Below are 19,829 nucleotides of genomic sequence, written 5' to 3' on the forward strand. Positions count from 1 at the left end.
GAACCATGTCCATCCTCCGTACCTCGCACCACCGCGCGATCGCCGCCGGGCTGGCCGGCCTCGCCATCGCCTCCGTCCTCGCCGGCTGCTCCGCGACCTCGAGCGCCAGCCCCGCGGCCGACGGCAAGTCCGTCACGCTGTACACCGCGGACGGGCTGAACGACGGCGACTCGTCGTTCTACAAGACCGTGTTCAAGGACTTCAAGGCCGAGACCGGCATCACCGTCAACGTCGTCGAGGCCGGCTCCGGCGAGGTCGTCCAGCGCGCCGCGAAGGAGCAGGCGAACACGCAGGCAGACGTCCTCGTCACCCTGCCGCCGTTCATCCAGCAGGCCGACCAGGACGGGCTGCTCACGAAGTACACGCCGAAGGGCTCGGAGCACGTCGCGGACGACAACAAGGCCGCCGACGGCACCTACACGACGATGGTCGACAACGTCATCGGCTTCATCCGGAACAGCAAGGAGGTCCCGGACGCGCCGACGACGTGGAAGGACCTGCTCGACGCCGAGTACAAGGGCAAGCTGCAGTACTCCACGCCGGGGGTCGCGGGCGACGGCACGGCGATGCTCCTCCTCGCACAGGAGGCACTCGGCAAGCAGGGCGTCGACGACTACATGGAGCAGCTGCAGCAGAACAACGTCGGCCCGTCGGACTCCACCGGCGCGCTCGCGGCGAAGGTCGACAAGGGCGAACTCCTCGTCGCGAACGGCGACGTCCAGATGAACCTCGCACAGCAGGAGTCGATGCCGAACCTCGGGATCTTCTTCCTCGATGGCAAGGACGGCAAGCCGACCACGATGTCCGTGCCCTACGTCGCTGGTCTCGTGAAGGACGCCCCGCACGCGGCGAACGCGAAGAAGCTCCTCGACTACCTGTACTCGGAGAAGGTGCAGGAGGAGACCACCACGGTCGCCGGTGGCCTCCCCGCCCGGGACGACGTCGAGCCGACCGGTGAGAAGGCCGACACGATGGCGAAGTTGCTCGACGGCGTCACCGTCCTCCGCCCGGACTGGGACGGCGTCCTGAAGGACCTCGACGGCACCGTCGATCGCTGGAACAAGGCCACGGGCAGCCTCTGATGCACCGCCCCACCGTCGACGTCCCCGCCCTGTCGGAGTCCGACACCAACCGGAGCGAGCGACGTCGGCGGTGGGACGCGGACCGCTCCCGGACGGACCGCACCCTGCTCGACCGGGACGCCGCCGTGTTCCTGAAACAGTCGGTCTCCACACCGTGCCTGACGTCGATCGTCAGCGCGGAGGGCTCGTGGCTCGTCGGCACCGACGGCACCCGCTACCTCGACCTGCACGGCAACTCGGCGCACCAGATCGGGTACGGCCACCCCCGGTTGGTCGCGGCGCTCCGGGAACAGCTCGCAGCGCTCCCGTTCGTCCCGCGGCGCTTCACCTCGGAGGTGAGCGCCGAGTTCGCCGAGGCACTCGTCCAACACGCCCCCGACGGCCTCGACCGCGTGCTGCTCACCACGGGCGGCTCGGACGCGATCGAGCTCGCGCTGAAGATCGCCCGCGTCGCGACCGGACGGCACAAGACCCTGTCGTTCTGGGATTCGTTCCACGGCGCCGGGTTCGGGGCCTCGAGCGTCGGTGGCGAGCAGCTGTTCCGCAGTGGGCCGCTGTCCCCGCTCCTGCCCGGAGCCGAGCACGTCCCGCCGTTCGGCTGCCACGGCGACCACTTCGGGCCGGGCCACCGGGCCGACGAACCGCACGTGCCCTCCTGCGGGGTCGCCCTCGCCCGACTCGTCGACTACACGCTGCGGGTACAGGGTGACGTCGCCGCGGTCGTCGCCGAGCCCATGCGTGCGGTCCCGACACCCGCGCCACCGGGCTTCTGGCAGGCGGTGCGGGCGAGCTGCGACGCGACCGGCACGCTGCTCGTGTTCGACGAGATCCCCACCGGTCTCGGCCGCACCGGGGCCTTCTCCGCGAGCGAGCACGAGGGCGTCGTGCCCGACCTGCTCGTCTGGGGCAAGGGCCTCGGCGGGGCGGCGGTGCCCGTCGCCGCGGTGCTCGCGCGCGCCGAGCTCGACGTCGCCGGGGACTGGGCGCTCGGGCACTACACGCACGAGAAGAACCCGCTCATGGCCCGGGCGGGTCTCACCACGATGGCCATCATCGACGACGAGCAGCTCGTGGAACGGGCACGTGCGGCCGGAGCCGCATTCGAGGAGGGCCTCCGATCGATCGGCCGCGACCACGACGTGGTCGCCGACGTGCGCGGGCGCGGACTCTTCCTCGGCATGGAGCTGCACGACGCCGACACCGCCGAAGCGGTCCTCTACGCGTGCATGCGGCGAGGCCTGTCGTTCAAGACGACGATGGGGAAGGTCCTGACACTGGCTCCGCCGCTGACCGTCACCGACGACGAACTCACGTTCGCGCTCGAGACGCTCGCCGTGGCGTTCCGCGAAGCGACCGGGTGACGGCCTGGAGGCGCGGGGCGGGGCCGCACCGCGCCTCCAGGCCGTCAGCTGGTCGCGCTAGGCGCGCGACGGGAGCAGGTGGATCGCCTCCATGGCGAGCTCGGCCGCGATCGGGTCCTTCGCCTGCACGGCGGCCTTGAGCTTCTCCAACTCGGGCAGCACCGCGTCGGCGGGGATGAGCTCGGCGAGCTCCGGCACCCGGAGCTTGAACGCGAGTCCGTCGGTGGTGGACTTGCACAGCTGCTCGAGCGAGGAGTTGCCGCAGTGCTCCGCCCAGAGCGCGTAGATGTCGGCGCCGTGCTGCGCGACCTCGCCCTGCTGCTGCTTCTCGATCTGCGCGGCCACCCCGTCGAGGGTCTTCACGACCTTCTTGCGCTGCCCGTCGGTGAAGCGCGGGGTGGCGAGACGCGCGACACCGCCGTAGATCACGCCGAGCGTGCGGTACGCGTCGAGCAGTTCGTCCTTCGTCGGGGCGGCGACCCGGGTGTACCGGTTCGGGGCCATCTCGATCAGGCCCGCGCGGGCGAGCTCGGCGAGGGCTTCGCGGATGGGGGTGCGCGAGACACCCAGCCAGGCGATGAGGTCGTCGTCGTTGAGACGCTCGCCCGGCTCCAGGGTCCCGTCCATGATCGCGTCCCGGATCTTGTCCTGCACGGTGTCGCGGAGGAGCTTCCGCTCGGCGGCGGGCTGCGTCGAAGGAACTGGCATGCGTCCAGCGTGTCACATGCGACGGAACGGGCGCGACAGGCGCGACGGCCACCACGCACGCCGTCCGAGGTCGTACGCCAGGGCGGGGACGAGCAGGGAACGGACGACGATCGTGTCGAGCAGCACGCCGAACGCGACGACGAAGGCGATCTGCACGAGGAACAGGATCGGGATCACCCCGAGCGCCGCGAACGTCGCCGCCAGGACCACGCCCGCCGAGGTGATCACGCCGCCCGTCACGCCGAGCCCCCGGAGGACGCCCTCGCGCGGCCCGTGCCGGAGCGCCTCCTCACGCACGCGGGTCATGAGGAAGATGTTGTAGTCCACGCCCAGTGCCACCAGGAACACGAACGAGTACAGCGGCACGGACGGGTCGGCACCGGGGAAGTGCAACACGTGGTCGAACACGAGCGCGCCGACGCCGAGCGCCGCGGCGAACGAGACGATCACGCTCCCGATGAGGACGAGCGGCGCCACGACGCTCCGGAGCAGGAGCATCAGGATGAGCAGGATGACGACGAGCACGACCGGGATGATGAGGGTGCGGTCACGGATGCCGGTGTCGTCCGTGTCCACCGCGGTCGCGGTCACCCCACCCACGATCGCGTCCGGGTCGACCCGTTCGACGGCCGTACGGAGGTCGCGGACCGTGTGCTCGGCCGAGTCGGAGTCGGCTGGGTCGGACAGCGTGGCCTCGAGCAGGACGTCGCCGCGTGATTCGGTCGGTGCCCAGGCCGCCGCCCCGGCGCTCACACCGGGGCCCGGCAGCGTGGTGGTGCCGGACGGCGAGTCCTTCGACGCCACCGCGACGCTGTCCACGCCGTCCACCGCGGTGATGGCGTCCGCGAGCTCGTCGGTCTTCGACGCGGCACCGATCACCTGCGCGGGGCTGCCCGAACCGCCGGGGAAGTGGTCGGCGAGCACCTGCTGACCGTCACGGGCCTGCGAGTTCCCGAGGACGAGGTCGCTCTGCGGGACACCGTCGGCCTCGAGCCCGACGAGTCCGGTGCCCATCGCGAGCAGCCCCACGGTGCACACGATCCAGACGATCCGGGAGCGCCTGGCCACGAGCCGTCCCACACGTGCCCAGAGCCCGCGGGCGTGCGGGCCCGTGAGGACGGGGTGGGCGCTGCCGTACGCCGGGCGGAGCGGCCAGAACGCCGCGCGCCGGAACGCCAGCAGCAGCGCGGGCAGCAGGCTGAGGGCGGCGAGCAGGCTGAAGGCGATGCCGATGGCCGCGACGGGGCCGAGCGCCTTGTTCGAGTTGAGGTCCGACAGGAGCAGACAGAGCACGCCCACGATGACCGTCCCGCCCGAGGCGAGGATCGGCTCGAGGCTGCCCCGGAGCGCGGTCTTCGTGGCACCCCAGCCGGTGCGGTGGTCGCGCAGCGCCTCGCGGAAGCGTGCCGTGTAGAGGAGCGCGTAGTCCGTCGCGGCGCCGATGACGAGGATCGACAGGATGCCCTGCACCTGGCCGTTCACCGTGACGATGCCGGCCGCGGCGAGCCACCACACGACGAGGATCGACGCGCACAGGGCGAACGTCGCGGTGCCGAGCACGAGGACCGGGAGCAGCGGTGAGCGATAGACGATGACGAGGATCACGAAGACCGCGGCGAGCGCCACCCCGAGCAGCAGGCCGTCGATGCCCGCGAACGCCGCGGTGAGATCGGCGGTGAACCCTGCCGGTCCGGTCACGTACCCCTGCACGCCGGAGGGCAGTGCGTCGTCGACCTCGGCGCGGATCGCGTCGACGGCGTCGCCGGTGTCCGCGTCCTGGGTGAGCGTCGCGACGATCTCGACCGCTTCGCCGTCGTCGCTCGGGATCACCGGACTGACGCCCTGGACGTCACCGCGCCTCCCGAGGTCCCGGGCGAGGGAGCTCGCGGTTTCCTGGTCGGCTTCCGTCAGGCCGGTGTCACGCGACAGCACGACGATCGCCGGCGCCCCGGACGCCTGCCGGAACTCCGACGCCCGTTCCTGCACCTTCGTGGCGTCCGCCGAGGCCGGCAGGAACGAGGTCTGGTCGTTCGTCGACACCTCGGAGATCTTGCCGAAGAAGGGACCGCCGACGGAGGCGATCGCGAGCCAGACCACGATGACGAGCGCGGGGAGGGCGATGCGGAGGAAGCGGGACACGACCGTGAGCGTACGGCAGCGGCGCGGAGAGTCGAATGGTGCCCGATCACCTAGCAGATAATATGTCAGATGCGGTACGCTGGTTCGGTCAGTAGCAGGACCGACCCGACCGCAGGAGCCCCGATGTCCGAGCGCCGAGCCGCCCGTCGAACCGCCGAAGCAGCAGAGTCCGCCGCCGCAGCAGCGCGCGCTCCCCGCGGCGAGCAGCCGAGGAAGCGGAGGCGGCCGTTCCTGGTCGCACTCATCGCGACGCTCGGGTCCCTCGTCGGCATCGCCGCGGTCCTCGCCGTCGTCGCCAGCGTCTTCGTCGGCGGTCTCGCCCGCAGCTACGACGCCGGCAAGGACGTGCTCGAGGACCCCTTCCCCACCGGCTCCCGTCCGGCCGCGTCCGACGGTTCGGAGAACATCCTCCTCGTCGGCTCGGACTCCCGGGCGAACTCCGACCCGGACGGCGACCGCGCTGCCGGCGGTCGTTCGGACACCCTGATGCTCGCCCACGTCCCGGCCGATCGGAAGGCCGTGTACCTCATGTCGATCATGCGCGACTCGTGGGTCGACGTACCGGGCCACGGCGCGGCCAAGATCAACGCAGCGTATTCCTGGGGCGGCGTGCCGCTCACCGTGCAGACCGTGGAGCAGCTCCTCGACGTCCGTGTCGACCACGTCGCCGAGATCGACTTCGCCGGTTTCGACGGCATGACCGATGCCCTCGGCGGCGTGACCGTCCAGTCGTCCCGCGACTTCACCGCACGAGGGGGCGAGCGCTTCACGCAGGGCGCCAACCGGCTCGACGGCGAGCAGGCCCTGGTGTTCGTCCGGGAGCGCTACGCCTTCGCGGACGCCGACCACACCCGTGTGAAGAACCAGCAGGCGTTCATGCGCGGAGTCGCCGACGGGCTCCTGTCGAAGGGCACGATCACGAACCCGGGCCGCATCCAGGACTTCGTCACGGCGACGAGCAAGTACCTCTCCGTGGACGACGGCCTGACCTTCCAGACCCTCGTCGGCCTGGGCTGGTCCCTGCGGGATGTCCGGCCGTCCGATCTGCGGACCTTCACCGTGCCGACCGCGGGCGGCGGGACCTCCCCCGACGGGCAGTCCTACGTCGCACTGAACACGATCGCGGTGCAGTCCCTGTCCCAGGCGCTCCGCTCCGACGACGTGCACGGCTGGCTCGCGGCCAACCCGCAGTAGCCGCAGTAGCCGCAGTAGCCGCAGACGACAGGACGCCCCCGCGACGATGGGTCACGGGGGCGTCCTGATGTCGGATCACCGGGGTGATCAGGCCGGGAGCTGCAGCGTCTGCCCGGCGTACACGAGGTTCGCGTCGTCGATGGTCGACGTGTTCGCGGCCCAGAGCTTGTTCCAGCCGCCGTCGATGTTCAGCTTCGTCGCGATGCTGTCGAGCGTCTCACCCGCGGCGATCTTGTACGTCTTGCCGCTCGTCTTCACCGGGGCGGGCTTGCTCGGTGCCGCCGGGGCCGCCTGCGTCGTGGTCGACGCCGTCGTCTCCGCCGGCGCGGCCTGCTGCGTCGGCGCAGCCTGCTGGGTGGGTGCCGCCTGCTGGGTCGGCGCGGTGGCCGCCGGGGCCGCGGCCTGCGGTGCGGCGCCGGTGGTGCCGCTCAGTCCGAGCTTCGCGGAGCAGGCAGGCCAGGCGCCCCAGCCCTGCGAGGCGAGGACGCGCTCGGCGACGGCGATCTGGGCGGAACGGCTCGCGGACGCGGGGTTGCCGGTGCCGCCGTTCGCCTGCCAGGTGCCGAGGGTGAACTGCAGACCGCCGTAGTAGCCGTTGCCGGTGTTGATGGCCCAGTTGCCGCCGGACTCGCACTGGGCGAGGGCGTCCCAGGTCGAGCCGGATGCTGCGTTCGCGGGGGCTGCGGCGAGGCCGACACCGGTCGCGGCGATTCCGGCGAAGGCGAGGCCGCCGACGATGGTGCGGGTGCGGGAAAGCTTCTTCATGGTTGATTGCTCCACCGGGATCACGCGCCGGGTGCTGACGTGAGCAGAACCGGCCGCCACTGCCCATCCCGACCGATCGCGGTCGTGTTGTGGGGTGCGCCTCCGGGGGCAGTGGTCTCGTGCCGGGGGCGCCTCGGTCGGCCACCATAGGAAACTCTTCACCGTTATCAAACCGAGACAAACGGTTCTACCCGTTGGTGCTATGTCCCCCGGACCGCAACCTGTACGCGCCGATCCCCACGTCGCTGGCGATCGAGGCGTACCCGGGTACGCCTCCTTGGCAATTCCCTGGCAATGACGGTCTGGAGGCACGTGGCGGCGGCGACCAGCGCCTCCCGTCCGCCTCCCGGTCACCCCCGGGACAGGAGCGTGACGGCCTCGAGGTGTCCGGTCTGCGGGAACATGTCGAGCACCCGCGCGCGCCGCAGGCGCAGCGACGGCATGCGGGCGAGGTCCTTCGCCAGCGTCACCGGATTGCAGCTGGAGTAGACCACGTGCCGCACGGCGGACTCCTCGAGCCAGGTCGAGAGCGTCTCGCCGATCCCGCGCCTCGGGGGGTTCACGACGACGAGCTCCGGCACGGTCTCCGACCGGGCGCGGAGCGCGTGCTCCGTCGCGTCGTCCGCGGCGAACCGGACGCCCTCGAGGCCGGCCTCACGCGCGGACTGCTTCGCGGAGCGGATCGCCTCGCGACTGGTCTCGATGCCCGTCACCGCGCGACCCGGCCGCGCGGCGTGCAGGGCGAACCCGCCGACACCGCAGTACAGGTCCCACATCGACGACGGCGACACCTCGTCGATCCACGCCGAGGCCTGCGCGTACAGCTCCGTCGCGACGTGCGTGTTCGTCTGGAAGAAGCTCTGCGGCCGGAGGTGCATCGTGACGTCGCCGAGCCGCATCGACAGCGTCTCCCGCTCGGTGAGCACGATCTCCCGGTCACCCTCGGTCACGGCCTTGTGCTCGGGCAGCAGGTTCGCGGTGACGACGACCGCGTTCGGGAGCGCTGCCCGCAGGACGCCGAGGTGTTCCCGGAGCCGTGGGAGCTGCCCTTCGGAGCGGAGGACGAAGCGCACCATGAGCTCACCGTCGGGAGACTCGGTCACGAGCACGTACTTCAGTTCGCCGCGGCGCGCAGCGACGTCGTACGGGATGAGCCCGGCGTCCGCGATGAAGTCCGCGAGGACCGGCAGCGCGTGCCGGATCCCCGGCGTGCAGATGCCGCAGTGCCGCAGGTCCACGCCGCGCTGGCGGTGGTCGAGGATCCCGACCGTCGGCCGCTGCACGGTCCCACCGACCACCATCTTCGCCTTGTTCCGGTACCCCGACTCCGGGCTGGTGATCGCCGGGAGCCACTCGACGGCGGTGCCCGTGGCGTCGAACGCCGCTTCGCTCGCATCGTGCAGGAGCTCGCGCGTGCGGAGCTCCTTGTCGAGGACCTGGTCGGCGTACGGCTGCCCCATGAGCGTGCAGGAGCGGCACACCCCGCGGTCGAAGTAGTCGCACTGCATGGCCGGCTCAGGATACGGCAGCGTCCCGCGCCGTCGTGACGATCCGGTACACCGACGTCGTGGCGGCGAGGAACAGCGTCGTGCCGTCGTCGCCGCCGAAGCAGAGGTTCGCGACCGTCTCCGGCACCCGGATGTCCCCGAGACGTGCACCCTCGGGGTCGAACACGACGACGCCGCGCTGCGACGAGGACCACACATTGCCGCGCGTATCGACGCGGATCCCGTCGGGTACGCCCTCGCCGGGCTCCAGTCGCGCGAACACCCGTCCGTTCTTCAGCCGCGCCTCGTCGCGGTCGTACGCGCGGATCACCGGTTCCTCGGACGACGAGCTCGCGACGTACAGGACCCGCTCGGCGGGGTCGAACGCCAGCCCGTTCGGTTCGTCGAGGTCGACCGCCACCGGCCGCAGGTCCTCGCCGCCCGGACCGCACCGGAACACCCAGTGGTCGCCGTACTCGCGCTCGCCCGGGTGCCCCTCGCGCGGCTGCGTGATGCCGTAGGCCGGATCGGTGAACCAGACGCTGCCGTCCCGCGCGACGACGACGTCGTTCGGGGAGTTCAGCCGGACACCGTTCCATGCGTCCGCGATCGGCTCGACGACGCCGTCCCGATCCCGCTCGACGCGCCGGAGCCCGTGCGAGCACTGCACCACGCTGCCGTCCCGGTCGAGCGTGCGCCCGTTCGTGAACTCGACGCCCTCGGCGTACGCGTCGACCGAACCGGTGTCCGCGTGCCACTGCAGGATGCGGTCGCCGGGGATGTCGGACCACCGCAGGGTGCGCGACGCGGGGATCCAGCACGGCCCCTCTGTCCAGGTGCTGCCCGTGGCGATCCGCTCGAGGGCGTCGGCGTCCGGGACGAGGTCGGTGAACGGCATGTGCTCTCCTTCGAACAGGCGTTGCCCCAGCGTAGGACGCAGCGTGGGCGTCAGGCCCCGGTGCGGTCGATGATCGTGCCCATCGCCTCGGCCGCGGCGATCGCGTCCCCGCCGGTGATCGCGCGCGCGAGTGCGACGTGCAGGGCCACGTCGTGCACGTCCGGCCCGACGCCGGCGCGGTCGTCGAGCGCCCGCCCCACCACGCGGTGCAGCCGCCCGTACATCGCGTTCCCCGACAGCTCCAGCACGCGTCGGTGCAGCTCTCGATCTGCCTGGAGGAACGCGGCCGCGTCACCGGGACCGGTGGCGGCGGCGAGGCGGTCGGCGGCGGCGAGGAGCGCCTCCGGCCCGTCGGTGCCGGTCGTGTCGGACGCGCGCGGTGCTTCCGACGCACGCACGACGGCGGCTGCTGCCGCGGCGGCGGCCGGCTCGACCGCGCGGCGGAGTGCGCGCAGCTCCGCGAGCGCGACCTCGCGGTCCGGTCCCGCCAGTCGCCAGCCGATCACCCGCGGGTCGAGCACGTCCCATTCGGCCGCGGGGAGCACGCGGAGGCCGACCCGGCGTCCGGCGCTGACGAGGCCGAGGCCGACGAGGACACGGACGGCCTCGCGGACGATGCTGCGGCTGGCCCCGGTGCGGGCCACGAAGCCGTCGATGCTGTCGGCGTGCCCCGTCGGGAGCGTGCCGTCGACGATCGCGGCGCCGAGCCCGTCGAGCACCCGGTCGAAGATCACCGCTGCGAGACCGGCGAGACCACGAGTTCGTCGACGCGCATGTACGACGGCGACCCGAGAACGAACGACACCGTGCGCGCGATGTCCTCCGGCTGGAGCATGACGGCACGGGCAGCTTCGTCCGGAACCGACGGGCGCTGGTCGAGGAAGTCCGTCGCGACGTCGCCCGGGCACAGGTGGGTGGCGCGGACGCCGTGTGGCGCTTCCTGCTGGTTGAGCGTCCTGACGACGGAGCCGAGCGCGGTCTTGCTCGCGGAGTACGCCACGCCGGCGCCCGGCTGGAACGACCACCCGGCGTACGAGGACACGACGACGACCACGCCTCCGGACGCGCGGAGCGACGGGAGCGCGGCGTCGACGACGGTGACGACGGCGGTGAGGTTCGTGTCGACGATCGCACGGAAGGTCGGCAGCGACTGGTCGTCCCACCGGCGCTGCGGGGCGTTGAGTCCGGCGGCGAGCACGAGGCCGTCGAGGCGTCCGTGCCGCTCGAGCAGGGTGTCGTGTGCCGCGGCCACCGCGTCGGGGTCGCCGGCGTCGAGGGGTAGCACGTCCGCCGAGCCGCCGGCGGAGCGGACCGCCGCCGCGACCTCGTCGAGGCGATCCGCCCGTCGGCCGCTGAGGACCACCGTCCAGCCGTCGGCCGCCGCCGAACGGGCGGTCGCGGCACCCATGCCGCTCCCGCCACCGGTGATCCAGAGGACTCGTCGCTCGGTCATGGTGGAATAGTATGCCGAATAGGCACCGATGACGGGAGCGACGATGCACCTCGACCTGACCGACCGCGTGGTCGTCGTGACCGGAGCCGCACGCGGCATCGGCAGGACGATCGCGGCACGATTCCTCGCCGAGGGGTGCAGGGTCGTCGCGCTCGACCTCGCGTTCGACACCGCGGACCCGACCGCGGGCGACGGTTCAGCCATCGTCGAACAGGTCGTCTGCGACGTCGCCGACCCGGCGTCCGTCCGCGCCGCCGTGGACACCGTGGTCGAGCGCCACGGCACGATCGACGTCCTCGTGAACAACGCCGGCATCAACGTCGAGGGGACGGTCGCCGACCTGCGGTGGGACGCCTGGCGCCGCTGCATGGACGTCAACCTCGGCGGGACGTTCCTCATGAGCCAGGCGGTCGCGCCGGTGATGCAGGCCGCGGGCCGGGGCCGGATCATCAACGCGGCCTCGTTCGCGGCGATCGTGCCGAGCGTCGGCAGCGCTGCCTACGCGGCGTCGAAGTCCGCCGTCGTGGCCTTCACCCGGGTGCTCGCCTCGGAGCTCGGACCGTGGGACATCACCGTGAACGCGTACGCGCCGGGGATGGTGCCGACGGCGATGAACGGCTTCGCGACCATGCCGACCGAGGCGCAGGACCGGCTGCTCGACACGCTGTCACTCCGGCGGTGGGAGACGCCCGACGACGTGGCGGACCTGCTCGTCTTCGTGGCGAGTGACGCTGCCGGGTACATCACCGGGACGCTGCTCGACGTTTCGGGCGGCAAGCTGGCGACCCAGATCCCGGCGCGCGCGCACGGACGCTGACGCGACCGTCTGCAGGACGCGCGCCGGCAGGCGGGGACGACCCGCGCCTCCAGGCCTGCACCGCGTTCAGCGCAGCATGCGCTCGAGCAGCACGCGCAGCTCCTGCCGGTCCCCCTCGGACAGGCGGGTCGTCAACGGGAGCATCGCGTCGCGCATCGCGCGCTCGAGGGACCGCGCCAGCTCGAGCCCGGCGTCGGTGATCACGACGTCGACCGCGCGCGCGTCCTCGGCGTTCGGTTCCCGGGCCAGCAGCCCCTTGGCGGACGCGCGCGCCACGAGGCCGGTCATCGTCGACCGTTCGAGCCCGAGCCAGTCCGCCAGGTCGCCGATCCGCAACCGGCGGTCACGCAGGATCGCGAGCACCCGCAGCTGCGTCAGGGACAGCCCGGCATCGGCTGCGATGCCGGTCAACGCGCCCATCGTCCGGAACGCGGTCTCGCCGAGGGAGTCGAGGAGTCGCTCGTCCTCGGTCATCTGCTCCATGCGTCCGATCCTAGTTGACTCGTTTCGTGTTGCGAACTATTTTGTTCGCAACACGAAGCACTTGGAGGACATCATGCACGCAGCGGTCGTCACCGCCCTCGGCCACGCTCCGGTCTGGCAGGAGTTCGAGGAGCCCGTCCCGGCTGACGGCGAGGTCGTCGTCGAGGTCGTCGCCGCCGGACTCCACCCGCGCGTCCGGGCACAGGCCGACGGATCGCACTACACGAGCGAAGGAGCGCTCCCTCTGATCCCCGGCGTCGACGGCGTGGGACGGTTCCCCGACGGGACGCTCCGCTACTTCGCCGTCACGAGCGACACCCGCGGCACGATGGCCGAGCGCGTCGCCGCCGATCCGCGCGCGAGCGTCGTCCTGCCCGAGGACGCCGACCCGGTGGCGGTGGCCGCAGGCGCCAACCCGGTCATGTCGTCCTGGGTCGCGCTCCGCCGACGGATCGCGTTCGAACCCGGCAGCCGGGTGCTCGTCCTCGGTGCGACGGGCGCCTCCGGCCGCGCCGCGGTGCAGGTCGCGAAACACCTCGGCGCCGCGCACGTCGTCGCGAGCGGTCGCGACGCCGTGCGGCTGGCGGCCCTGCCCGACCTCGGCGCGGACCAGGTCGTGTCGCTCGACGACGTCGAGGCGGTCGGCACCGCGGCCGCGGACGTCGACGTCGTCATCGACTACGTCTGGGGCGAGCCGGCCGCGGACGTCATGCGTGCGCTGGTCACGGCCCGATCCGACCGCGGTCGCCGGCTCGACTGGATCGCGATCGGCTCGACCGCCGGCCAGGAGGCGCGGATCCCCTCCGCGGCGCTGCGTGCGTCCGGCCTCACCATCGTCGGCAGCGGCCAGGGCTCGGTCGGTCGGGCCGCGTTCGTAGCGGAGCTGCCGGGCATCGTCGACGCGATCGCGGACGGCTCGATCCGCGTCGACGCGACCGGTGTGCGGATGGCGGCGGTCGACGCGGCATGGGCCGGACAGGTCGGCACACCCGCGGGCAGAGTGGTGCTGGAAGTCTGATCCTCGATCCGCCTCCCTGTCCGTCCACTCAGGGTCTCCACATCCCGCTCTCCGTAGGCTGTGAGGACCCAGTGAGCCGGACTGCAGCCCGACCCCGAGGAGGTGCCCGATGGTCACCGTCCTCGTCGCGTTCGCGGTCGTCGCCCTGATCGTCCCCGCCCTGATCCCCGTCCTCGGCCGCCGCGTCTTCTACGCGGCGGCCCTCGCACCAGCAGCAGCCGCCGTCCTGACCATCGCGCAGACCGGGACGGCGTTGCACGGCGGGGTCACGGAGCGGTTCGGGTGGGTGCCCCAGCTCGACCTCGCGATCGCCCTGCGGATGGACGCCCTGTCGTGGGTCCTCGGGCTCGTGGTGTCCGTGGTCGGCGCACTCGTGCTCGTCTACTGCGCGTCGTACTTCGACCACGACGAGCCCGGACTCGGTCGGTTCGCCGGCGTCCTCACCGCCTTCGCCGGGTCGATGTACGGGCTCGTGGTCGCCGACGACGTCATCGTGCTGTTCGTCCTCTGGGAAGCGACGACGGTCTTCTCCTACCTCCTCATCGGCCACGACGCGGCGAAGCGTGCCAGCCGCGCCGCCGCGATGCAGGCGCTCGTCGTCACCACGGCCGGCGGACTGGCGATGCTCGCGGGACTCGTCGTGCTCTCGGTCACGGCCGGGACGACGTCGCTCTCGGGCATCGTCGCCGACCCGCCCTCGGGCACGATCGTCTCGGTCGCCGTGGTGCTGGTCCTGCTCGGCGCGCTGACGAAGTCCGCGATCGTCCCGTTCCACTTCTGGCTCCCCGCCGCGATGGCCGCGCCGACGCCGGTGAGCGCCTACCTGCACGCCGCTGCGATGGTGAAGGCCGGCATCTACCTCGTCGCTCGACTCGCCCCCGCGTTCGCGCTGCTCGAGGGGTGGCGCGAGACGATCACCGTGCTCGGCGTCGTCGGCATGCTCATCGGCGGGTACCGCGCGCTCCGGCAGACGGACATCAAGCTCCTGCTCGCCTACGGCACCGTCGCGCAGCTCGGGTTCCTCGTGCTCGCCGCCGGGTGGGGAGCGCCCGAGGTCGCCCTCGGCGGGGTGGCTCTGCTCGTGGCGCACGCGGCGTTCAAGTCGACCCTGTTCCTCGTCGTCGGTGCGATCGACCACGTCACCGGGACCCGCGACCTCGCACGGTTGAGCGGGCTCGGACGCCGGATGCCGTGGCTCGCCGCGGTCGCCGCCCTCGCGCTGCTGTCCATGGCCGGCATCCCGCCGACGATCGGCTTCGTCGCGAAAGAGGCAGTGCTCACCGGGTTCATCGACGCGCTGCACGGCCCCGACGCCGGCTGGGCCTGGTCCGCACTCGTGGGCGTGACGGTCGGCTCCGTGCTGACGGTGGCGTACTCGCTCCGCTTCCTGTGGGGTGCGTTCGCCCGGAAGCCGGGGGTAGCCGACACCGAGCCGCACGGTCTGCACGGCCTCGGCACCGTCCCGTCCGTCCTCGCGCTGACCGGACTCGCCCTCGGGATCGGGACACCGCTCGTCGCGCACGGCCTCGAACCCGCGGCGAGCGCCGCCGCCCTCGCCGAAACGGTCCCGCACCTCGCGCTCTGGCACGGGCTCGAGCCGGCGCTCGGCCTCTCCGCCGTGACGCTCGCCGGCGGTCTCGCGCTGTTCGCCGTGCGCCGCCCGGTCGAGGCGCTGCAGCACCGGCTCGCGGGGTTCCCGAGCGCGTCGAGCATCTACCGGCACGTGATGCGCGGACTCGACCGGATCGCGACCGGCCTGACCGCCGGGGTGCAGCGCGGTTCGCTCCCCTACTACCTGACGGTGATCCTGTCGGTGTTCGTCGCCGGAGCGATCGTGAACCTGATCATCGGCGGGCCGTGGGCGTTCCACGTCCGCCTCGCCGACTCGTGGGGGCAGATCCCCGTCGTCATCGTGATGTCGGTCGCCGCGATCGCCGTCCTCACCGCGAAGACCCGGTTCGCGGCCGCGGTCCTGGTCGGGGTGACCGGGTACGGCATGTCGGTCCTGTTCGTCCTGCACGGGGCGGTCGACCTCGCGCTGACCCAGCTCGTGGTCGAGACCGTGACGCTCATCGCGTTCGTGCTCGTCCTGCGCCGGCTCCCCCCGCGGATCGCCACGGCGAACCCGTCGCGGTTCCGGGTCGTCCGGGCGCTGTTCGCCGGGCTGGCCGGGCTGACGCTCGCGGTCGTCGTGGTGGTCGCCGCATCGGCCCGTACCGCCGAGCCGCTCTGGCCGGACCTGCCGGCGCTGACGAGCTCGTTCGGTCACGGCCTCAACGTGGTCAACGTGGCGCTGGTGGACCTGCGCGGCTGGGACACGCTCGGCGAGCTGACGGTCGTGGTGGCTGCCGCGACGGGTGTCGCGAGCCTGATCTTCGTGCACTCGCGAGAGGACACGCTCCCCCGCCTCCGCGACCTCCCGTCCACGGTGACGAGCGACAAGCACCGCCCGGATGGAGAGCCGCGCGCCTGGCTGCCGACGAGCGCCGCGATCCCGACCGGGCGGTCCGCGCTCCTCGACGTGGTCGTGCGACTGCTGTTCCACGGGCTCGTCGTCCTGTCGGTGTACCTGCTGTTCGCCGGGCACAACGCGGCCGGCGGCGGCTTCGCGGGCGGGCTCGTCGCGGGCATCGCCCTCGCGGCCCGGTACCTCGCCGGCGGTCCGGCCGAGCTCGGCGCCGCGGCCCCGGTCCGCGCGGGCCGCCTGCTCGGGCTCGGTGTGGCGACGGCTGCGATCACCGCGCTCGTGCCGATGTTCTTCGGGAAGGACGCCCTGTACTCCGAGTTCTTCGAGGCGACCGTCCCGGTGCTCGGCCACGTGGAGTTCGTCACCGCGACGTTCTTCGACATCGGTGTGTACCTCGTGGTCGTCGGCCTCGTGCTCGACGTCCTCCGCAGCCTCGGGGCCGAGGTCGACCGGCAGCGCCTCGAGGACGCCACCACCCCGAGCCGCGACACGTTCGAGTCCGCCACCCCCGAAGGGAGCGCCACGTGACCGTCACCCTGGTCCTCGTCATCGCCATGGCGGTGCTGTTCTCCTGCGGGGTGTACCTGCTGCTCGAACGCTCGCTGACGCGGATGCTGCTCGGCTTCCTGCTGCTCGGCAACGCGCTGAACCTGCTGCTGCTCGTGATGTCGGGCGCGGCCGGTGCCCCGCCGATCGGCACGTCCTCCGAGGGCATCACGGACCCGCTCCCCCAGGCATTCGCCCTCACCGCCATCGTCATCACCTTCGCGGTCAGCGCGTTCCTGCTGGCGCTCATCCACCGATCCTGGAAGCTGTCCCGCGCCGACGAGGTCGAGGTCGACGAGGCCGACGTCGCGATCGGCCGGGACCGGGACGACGAGGACGACGAGCCGGAGGCCGACTTCGACCCGAAGTCCCCCGAGGACGCCGACGACCCGCACGACCGCATCACCGACAGCGCTCCGGAGGCGACCCGATGACCTGGCTCGTCCCGCTGCTCGTCCTCGTCCCGCTGCTCGGTGCCGCGGGCGCCCTCGACCTCCTCCGCCACCAGAAGCTGCAGCAGGCGATCACCGTCGCGGCGCTCGTGGTCGCCCTGGCCGTCGCCGCGACGCTCCTGGTGCTCGTGGACCGGCACGGCACGATCGTCGTGCAGGTCGGCGGATGGGAGGCCCCGTACGGGATCTCGCTCGTGGTCGACCGCCTGAGCGCGCTGCTCCTCACCGTGAGCGCGAGCGTGCTGCTCATCGTCCTGCTGTTCTCGATCGGGCAGGGACTCGCCGCGGACGACGGCGAAGCGCCGGTGACGATCTTCTACCCGACCTACCTCGTGCTGGCAGCGGGTGTGCTCGACTCGTTCATCGCCGGCGACCTGTTCAACCTCTACGTGGCGTTCGAGATGCTGCTCGTCGCGAGCTACGTGCTCATCACCCTCGGCGGCAGCGAACAGCGCGTCCGGGCGGGCACGACGTACATCGTGACGAGCCTCATCGCGTCGGCGATCTTCCTCGCGGCGATCGGCCTCGTCTACGGCGCGACCGGCACGGTCAACATCGCGCAGATCAGCGAGCGGGTCGCCGGTCTCCCGGAGCACGTCCAGCTGCTGCTCCACACGATGCTGCTCATCGGGTTCGGCATCAAGGCGGCGGTCTTCCCCCTGGCGTTCTGGCTGCCGGACTCGTACCCGACCGCTCCGGCTCCGGTGACGGCGGTCTTCGCGGGCCTGCTGACGAAGGTCGGCATCTACGCGATCATCCGGCTCGAGACGATCATCTTCCCGAGACCGCAGCTCAACACTGTGCTGTTGATCGTGGCGGTGCTGACGATGGTCGTCGGCGTGCTCGGGGCGGTGTCGCAGACGGACGTGAAACGACTGCTGTCCTTCACCCTCATCAGCCACATCGGCTTCATGGTGATGGGCGTCGGCCTGGGGTCGGTCGTGGGCACGGCCGCGGCGGTCTTCTACACCGTGCACCACATCGTCGTGCAGACCACCCTGTTCCTCGTCTCGGGACTGATGGAACGGGTCGGCGGGACGACCTCCACCAGGTCGCTCGGCGGGTTGCTCACGGCCGCACCGCTCCTGGCGGCCCTCTACCTCGTCCCGGCCTTCAACCTCGGCGGCATCCCGCCGTTCTCCGGCTTCATCGGGAAGCTCGGCCTGTTCCGCGCCGCTGCGATCGACGGCTCGCCCCTCGCGTACGTGACGATCGGCGCCGGGGTCGTGACGAGCCTCCTGACCCTCTACGCCCTGATGCGCGTCTGGGACGCCGCGTTCTGGCGGCCGAAGCCGGCCGCCGAGGCGGCGGCACCGCACGCCTCCGTGGCCGAACCGCACGCGCACCTGCGGTCCCCGGAACCCGCGCCGCTCACCGTGTCGGAGGAGACCGGCGAGGCGTTCCACCCGGATGGCTCGGTGACGGTCACCGACGCACCCCACGCGACTCGCGCCTCCCGTCCGACGGCCGCGCAGGAGGGCGTCGGCGAGGCTCCCGCGAAGGTGCGCCTGCCGCGCATGCTCGTCGGCGTGACGACCGTCGCGGTCCTCGGGTCGGTCGCTCTCACGGTCGTAGCCGGACCGCTCTACGGCTACGCGACCCGCGCGGCGGAGTCCCTCGAGTCCCCCGACCGCTACGTGCAGGCCGTGCTCGGAGGCTCGCGATGAGCGCCGACAGCACCCGACGCATCGCGAACGCGCGACGGATCGCCGTCGCCTGGCGGTACGACGTGCCACTCGTCGCCGGACTGACCGTGCTCTGGGCACTGCTCTGGGGATCGTGGACGCCGCTCACCCTGCTGTGCGGCATCGTCGTCGCGCTCCTCGTCACGCAGGCGCTCCCGCTCCCACCGGTACCGCTCTCGGCACGGTTCTCGGTCCCGCACGCCCTCTGGTTCCTCGTGGTGTGGTCCGGCCTCGTGGTCCTGGCGTCCTTCCGGGTCGCCTGGGTCGCCCTGCGCCCGCGCGGGGTCCGCCGAAGCTCGATCGTGCTCGTCCAGCTGCACACCACGTCCGAGATGACGTTCACGCTGGCCACGCTCGCGATCTCGCTCGTGCCCGGGGCGTACGTCGCCGACGTCGACCTCCGCCGACGCCGCGTGCTCCTGCACGTGCTCGACACCGAACGGGTCGAGCAGGTCGACGCCGCGCGACGCGAGGCCCTCGGCATCGAGACGATGGTCATCCGGGCGCTCGGGTCGAAGCAGGACGTCTCCGAACTGTCCGACCCCCTGCCGGAGGTCACACGATGAGCACCGCGGTCGTGGTCATGGCGATCGGGATCGCCCTCGTCCTCGCGCTCCTCGGCGCGACGCTCGCCCTCGCGGTCTTCCGGATCGTGCGCGGGCCGACGATCCTCGACCGGATGATCGGCTCCGACATGGTGCTGACGACCGCGCTCGTGGTGATCGGCGCCGCGATGGTGATCCGGCAGGACCTGACCGGGGTGCCCGTCCTCGTGGTGATCGCCGCGACGAGCGTGTTCGCCACCGTCGCGGTCGCCCGGGCCGTCACCTCGTCGTCCGAGCCGTCCGACGAAGGGCGCGCCGCGACCACGCCGGAGCACGCCACGGAGGAGGAGCGCTCGTGATCGACATCATCCAGGGGTTCATCGACGGTGCCGGGGTCCGCGCGTGGGTCGCCCTCGGGCTCCTGCTCGTCGGGTCGGTGCTGTCGCTCGGCGCGGGGGTGGGGATCGTCCGCTTCCCCGATCCGCTCGTCCGCCTGCACGCCATGTCGAAGCCGCAGGTGCTCGGGTTGGCGTTCGCCCTCGCGGCGATCGTCGTCGCGGTGTGGACGTGGACGGCGCTGTGGGTCGTCCTGCCGATCATGGTGTTCCAGCTGTTCCTCGTGCCGGTGTCCGCACACATGATCGCCCGCGCGGGGCTGCGCTCGAACGACTACCGCCACGAGGACCTGCTCGTCGACGACACCGAGTAGGCGGTTTACATTTCTTATCC

General features: G+C 71.9%; 19 protein-coding genes. 11 read left to right on the top strand and 8 right to left on the bottom strand.

The window, feature by feature from the left end; genetic code table 11:
* The first annotated feature begins 5 nt into the window (after window positions 1–5).
* Window positions 6–1,082 carry a 2-aminoethylphosphonate ABC transporter substrate-binding protein gene (locus HP507_RS14160; protein ID WP_175352434.1) on the top strand — a complete coding sequence of 359 codons (1,077 nt, stop codon included), beginning with the start codon at window positions 6–8 and terminating at the stop codon, window positions 1,080–1,082.
* Window positions 1,082–2,443 carry a (R)-1-hydroxy-2-aminoethylphosphonate ammonia-lyase gene (gene pbfA, locus HP507_RS14165; RefSeq protein ID WP_175352435.1) on the top strand — a complete coding sequence of 454 codons (1,362 nt, stop codon included), beginning with the start codon at window positions 1,082–1,084 and terminating at the stop codon, window positions 2,441–2,443. The genes HP507_RS14160 and pbfA overlap by 1 nt, the downstream gene beginning before the upstream one ends.
* Window positions 2,444–2,500: 57 nt before the next feature.
* On the opposite strand, the gene HP507_RS14170 is transcribed toward pbfA, so the two are convergent.
* Both HP507_RS14170 and HP507_RS14175 read right to left on the bottom strand, forming a co-directional pair.
* Window positions 2,501–3,151: a GntR family transcriptional regulator gene (locus tag HP507_RS14170; RefSeq protein ID WP_175352436.1), complete on the bottom strand. Its 651-nt coding sequence runs from the start codon at window positions 3,149–3,151 to the stop codon at window positions 2,501–2,503.
* 12 nt (window positions 3,152–3,163) lie between these two features.
* Window positions 3,164–5,290: an MMPL family transporter gene (locus HP507_RS14175; RefSeq protein WP_175352437.1), complete on the bottom strand. Its 2,127-nt coding sequence runs from the start codon at window positions 5,288–5,290 to the stop codon at window positions 3,164–3,166.
* A 123-nt stretch (window positions 5,291–5,413) separates the two neighbouring features.
* Here HP507_RS14175 and HP507_RS14180 point away from each other — a divergent pair, with 123 nt between their 5' ends.
* A complete protein-coding gene (locus HP507_RS14180; RefSeq protein ID WP_175352438.1) occupies window positions 5,414–6,484 on the top strand; it encodes an LCP family protein in 1,071 nt (356 codons plus the stop codon).
* An 87-nt stretch (window positions 6,485–6,571) separates the two neighbouring features.
* On the opposite strand, the gene HP507_RS18210 is transcribed toward HP507_RS14180, so the two are convergent.
* The 5 genes from HP507_RS18210 to HP507_RS14205 form a co-directional block, all read right to left on the bottom strand.
* A complete protein-coding gene (locus HP507_RS18210; protein WP_175352439.1) occupies window positions 6,572–7,249 on the bottom strand; it encodes a LysM peptidoglycan-binding domain-containing protein in 678 nt (225 codons plus the stop codon).
* A gap of 350 nt (window positions 7,250–7,599) precedes the next feature.
* Window positions 7,600–8,757: a 23S rRNA (uracil(747)-C(5))-methyltransferase RlmC gene (gene rlmC, locus HP507_RS14190; protein ID WP_175352440.1), complete on the bottom strand. Its 1,158-nt coding sequence runs from the start codon at window positions 8,755–8,757 to the stop codon at window positions 7,600–7,602.
* Window positions 8,758–8,764: 7 nt separating this feature from the next.
* The gene (locus tag HP507_RS14195) at window positions 8,765–9,634 is read right to left on the bottom strand and encodes an SMP-30/gluconolactonase/LRE family protein (RefSeq protein WP_175352441.1); all 870 of its coding nucleotides are present in this window, start codon (window positions 9,632–9,634) and stop codon (window positions 8,765–8,767) included.
* A gap of 50 nt (window positions 9,635–9,684) precedes the next feature.
* Window positions 9,685–10,368, bottom strand: a complete 684-nt coding sequence (locus HP507_RS18455; RefSeq protein ID WP_175352442.1) for a FadR/GntR family transcriptional regulator — start codon at window positions 10,366–10,368, stop codon at window positions 9,685–9,687.
* Complete coding sequence (locus HP507_RS14205; RefSeq protein WP_175352443.1) at window positions 10,365–11,087, bottom strand: SDR family oxidoreductase; 723 nt, start codon at window positions 11,085–11,087, stop codon at window positions 10,365–10,367. The genes HP507_RS18455 and HP507_RS14205 overlap by 4 nt, the downstream gene beginning before the upstream one ends.
* A 43-nt stretch (window positions 11,088–11,130) precedes the next feature.
* On the opposite strand from HP507_RS14205, the gene HP507_RS14210 reads away from it, so the two are divergent.
* On the top strand, window positions 11,131–11,904 hold the full coding sequence (locus HP507_RS14210) for an SDR family NAD(P)-dependent oxidoreductase (RefSeq protein ID WP_175352548.1): 774 nt from the start codon (window positions 11,131–11,133) through the stop codon (window positions 11,902–11,904).
* 66 nt (window positions 11,905–11,970) lie between these two features.
* Here the strand turns inward: HP507_RS14210 and HP507_RS14215 are convergent, their stop codons facing one another.
* Entirely contained in the window at window positions 11,971–12,387 is a 417-nt protein-coding gene (locus HP507_RS14215) for a MarR family winged helix-turn-helix transcriptional regulator (RefSeq protein ID WP_217508806.1), read from the bottom strand.
* Window positions 12,388–12,460: 73 nt separating this feature from the next.
* On the opposite strand from HP507_RS14215, the gene HP507_RS14220 reads away from it, so the two are divergent.
* The 7 genes from HP507_RS14220 (at window position 12,461) to mnhG (ending at window position 19,809) form a co-directional block, all read left to right on the top strand.
* Window positions 12,461–13,405: a quinone oxidoreductase family protein gene (locus HP507_RS14220; protein ID WP_175352444.1), complete on the top strand. Its 945-nt coding sequence runs from the start codon at window positions 12,461–12,463 to the stop codon at window positions 13,403–13,405.
* A gap of 109 nt (window positions 13,406–13,514) precedes the next feature.
* Window positions 13,515–16,400: a Na+/H+ antiporter subunit A gene (locus tag HP507_RS14225; RefSeq protein WP_175352445.1), complete on the top strand. Its 2,886-nt coding sequence runs from the start codon at window positions 13,515–13,517 to the stop codon at window positions 16,398–16,400.
* Window positions 16,397–16,852 (top strand): Na(+)/H(+) antiporter subunit C, encoded by a 456-nt coding sequence (locus tag HP507_RS14230; RefSeq protein ID WP_175352446.1) that lies wholly within the window; start codon window positions 16,397–16,399, stop codon window positions 16,850–16,852. The genes HP507_RS14225 and HP507_RS14230 overlap by 4 nt, the downstream gene beginning before the upstream one ends.
* Window positions 16,849–18,537 (top strand): Na+/H+ antiporter subunit D, encoded by a 1,689-nt coding sequence (locus HP507_RS14235; protein WP_175352447.1) that lies wholly within the window; start codon window positions 16,849–16,851, stop codon window positions 18,535–18,537. The genes HP507_RS14230 and HP507_RS14235 overlap by 4 nt, the downstream gene beginning before the upstream one ends.
* Window positions 18,534–19,121, top strand: coding sequence for a Na+/H+ antiporter subunit E (locus HP507_RS14240; protein ID WP_175352448.1), 588 nt, complete (start codon window positions 18,534–18,536; stop codon window positions 19,119–19,121). Before HP507_RS14235 ends, HP507_RS14240 begins: the two co-directional genes overlap by 4 nt.
* Window positions 19,118–19,459, top strand: a complete 342-nt coding sequence (locus HP507_RS14245; protein ID WP_175352449.1) for an MrpF/PhaF family protein — start codon at window positions 19,118–19,120, stop codon at window positions 19,457–19,459. Before HP507_RS14240 ends, HP507_RS14245 begins: the two co-directional genes overlap by 4 nt.
* Window positions 19,456–19,809 (top strand): monovalent cation/H(+) antiporter subunit G, encoded by a 354-nt coding sequence (gene mnhG / locus HP507_RS14250; protein WP_175352450.1) that lies wholly within the window; start codon window positions 19,456–19,458, stop codon window positions 19,807–19,809. Before HP507_RS14245 ends, mnhG begins: the two co-directional genes overlap by 4 nt.
* The last annotated feature ends 20 nt before the right edge of the window (window positions 19,810–19,829 follow it).

The sequence above is a fragment of the Curtobacterium pusillum genome (genome assembly GCF_013359865.1).
In the GTDB taxonomy this organism is placed as follows: Bacteria; Actinomycetota; Actinomycetes; order Actinomycetales; family Microbacteriaceae; genus Curtobacterium; species Curtobacterium pusillum.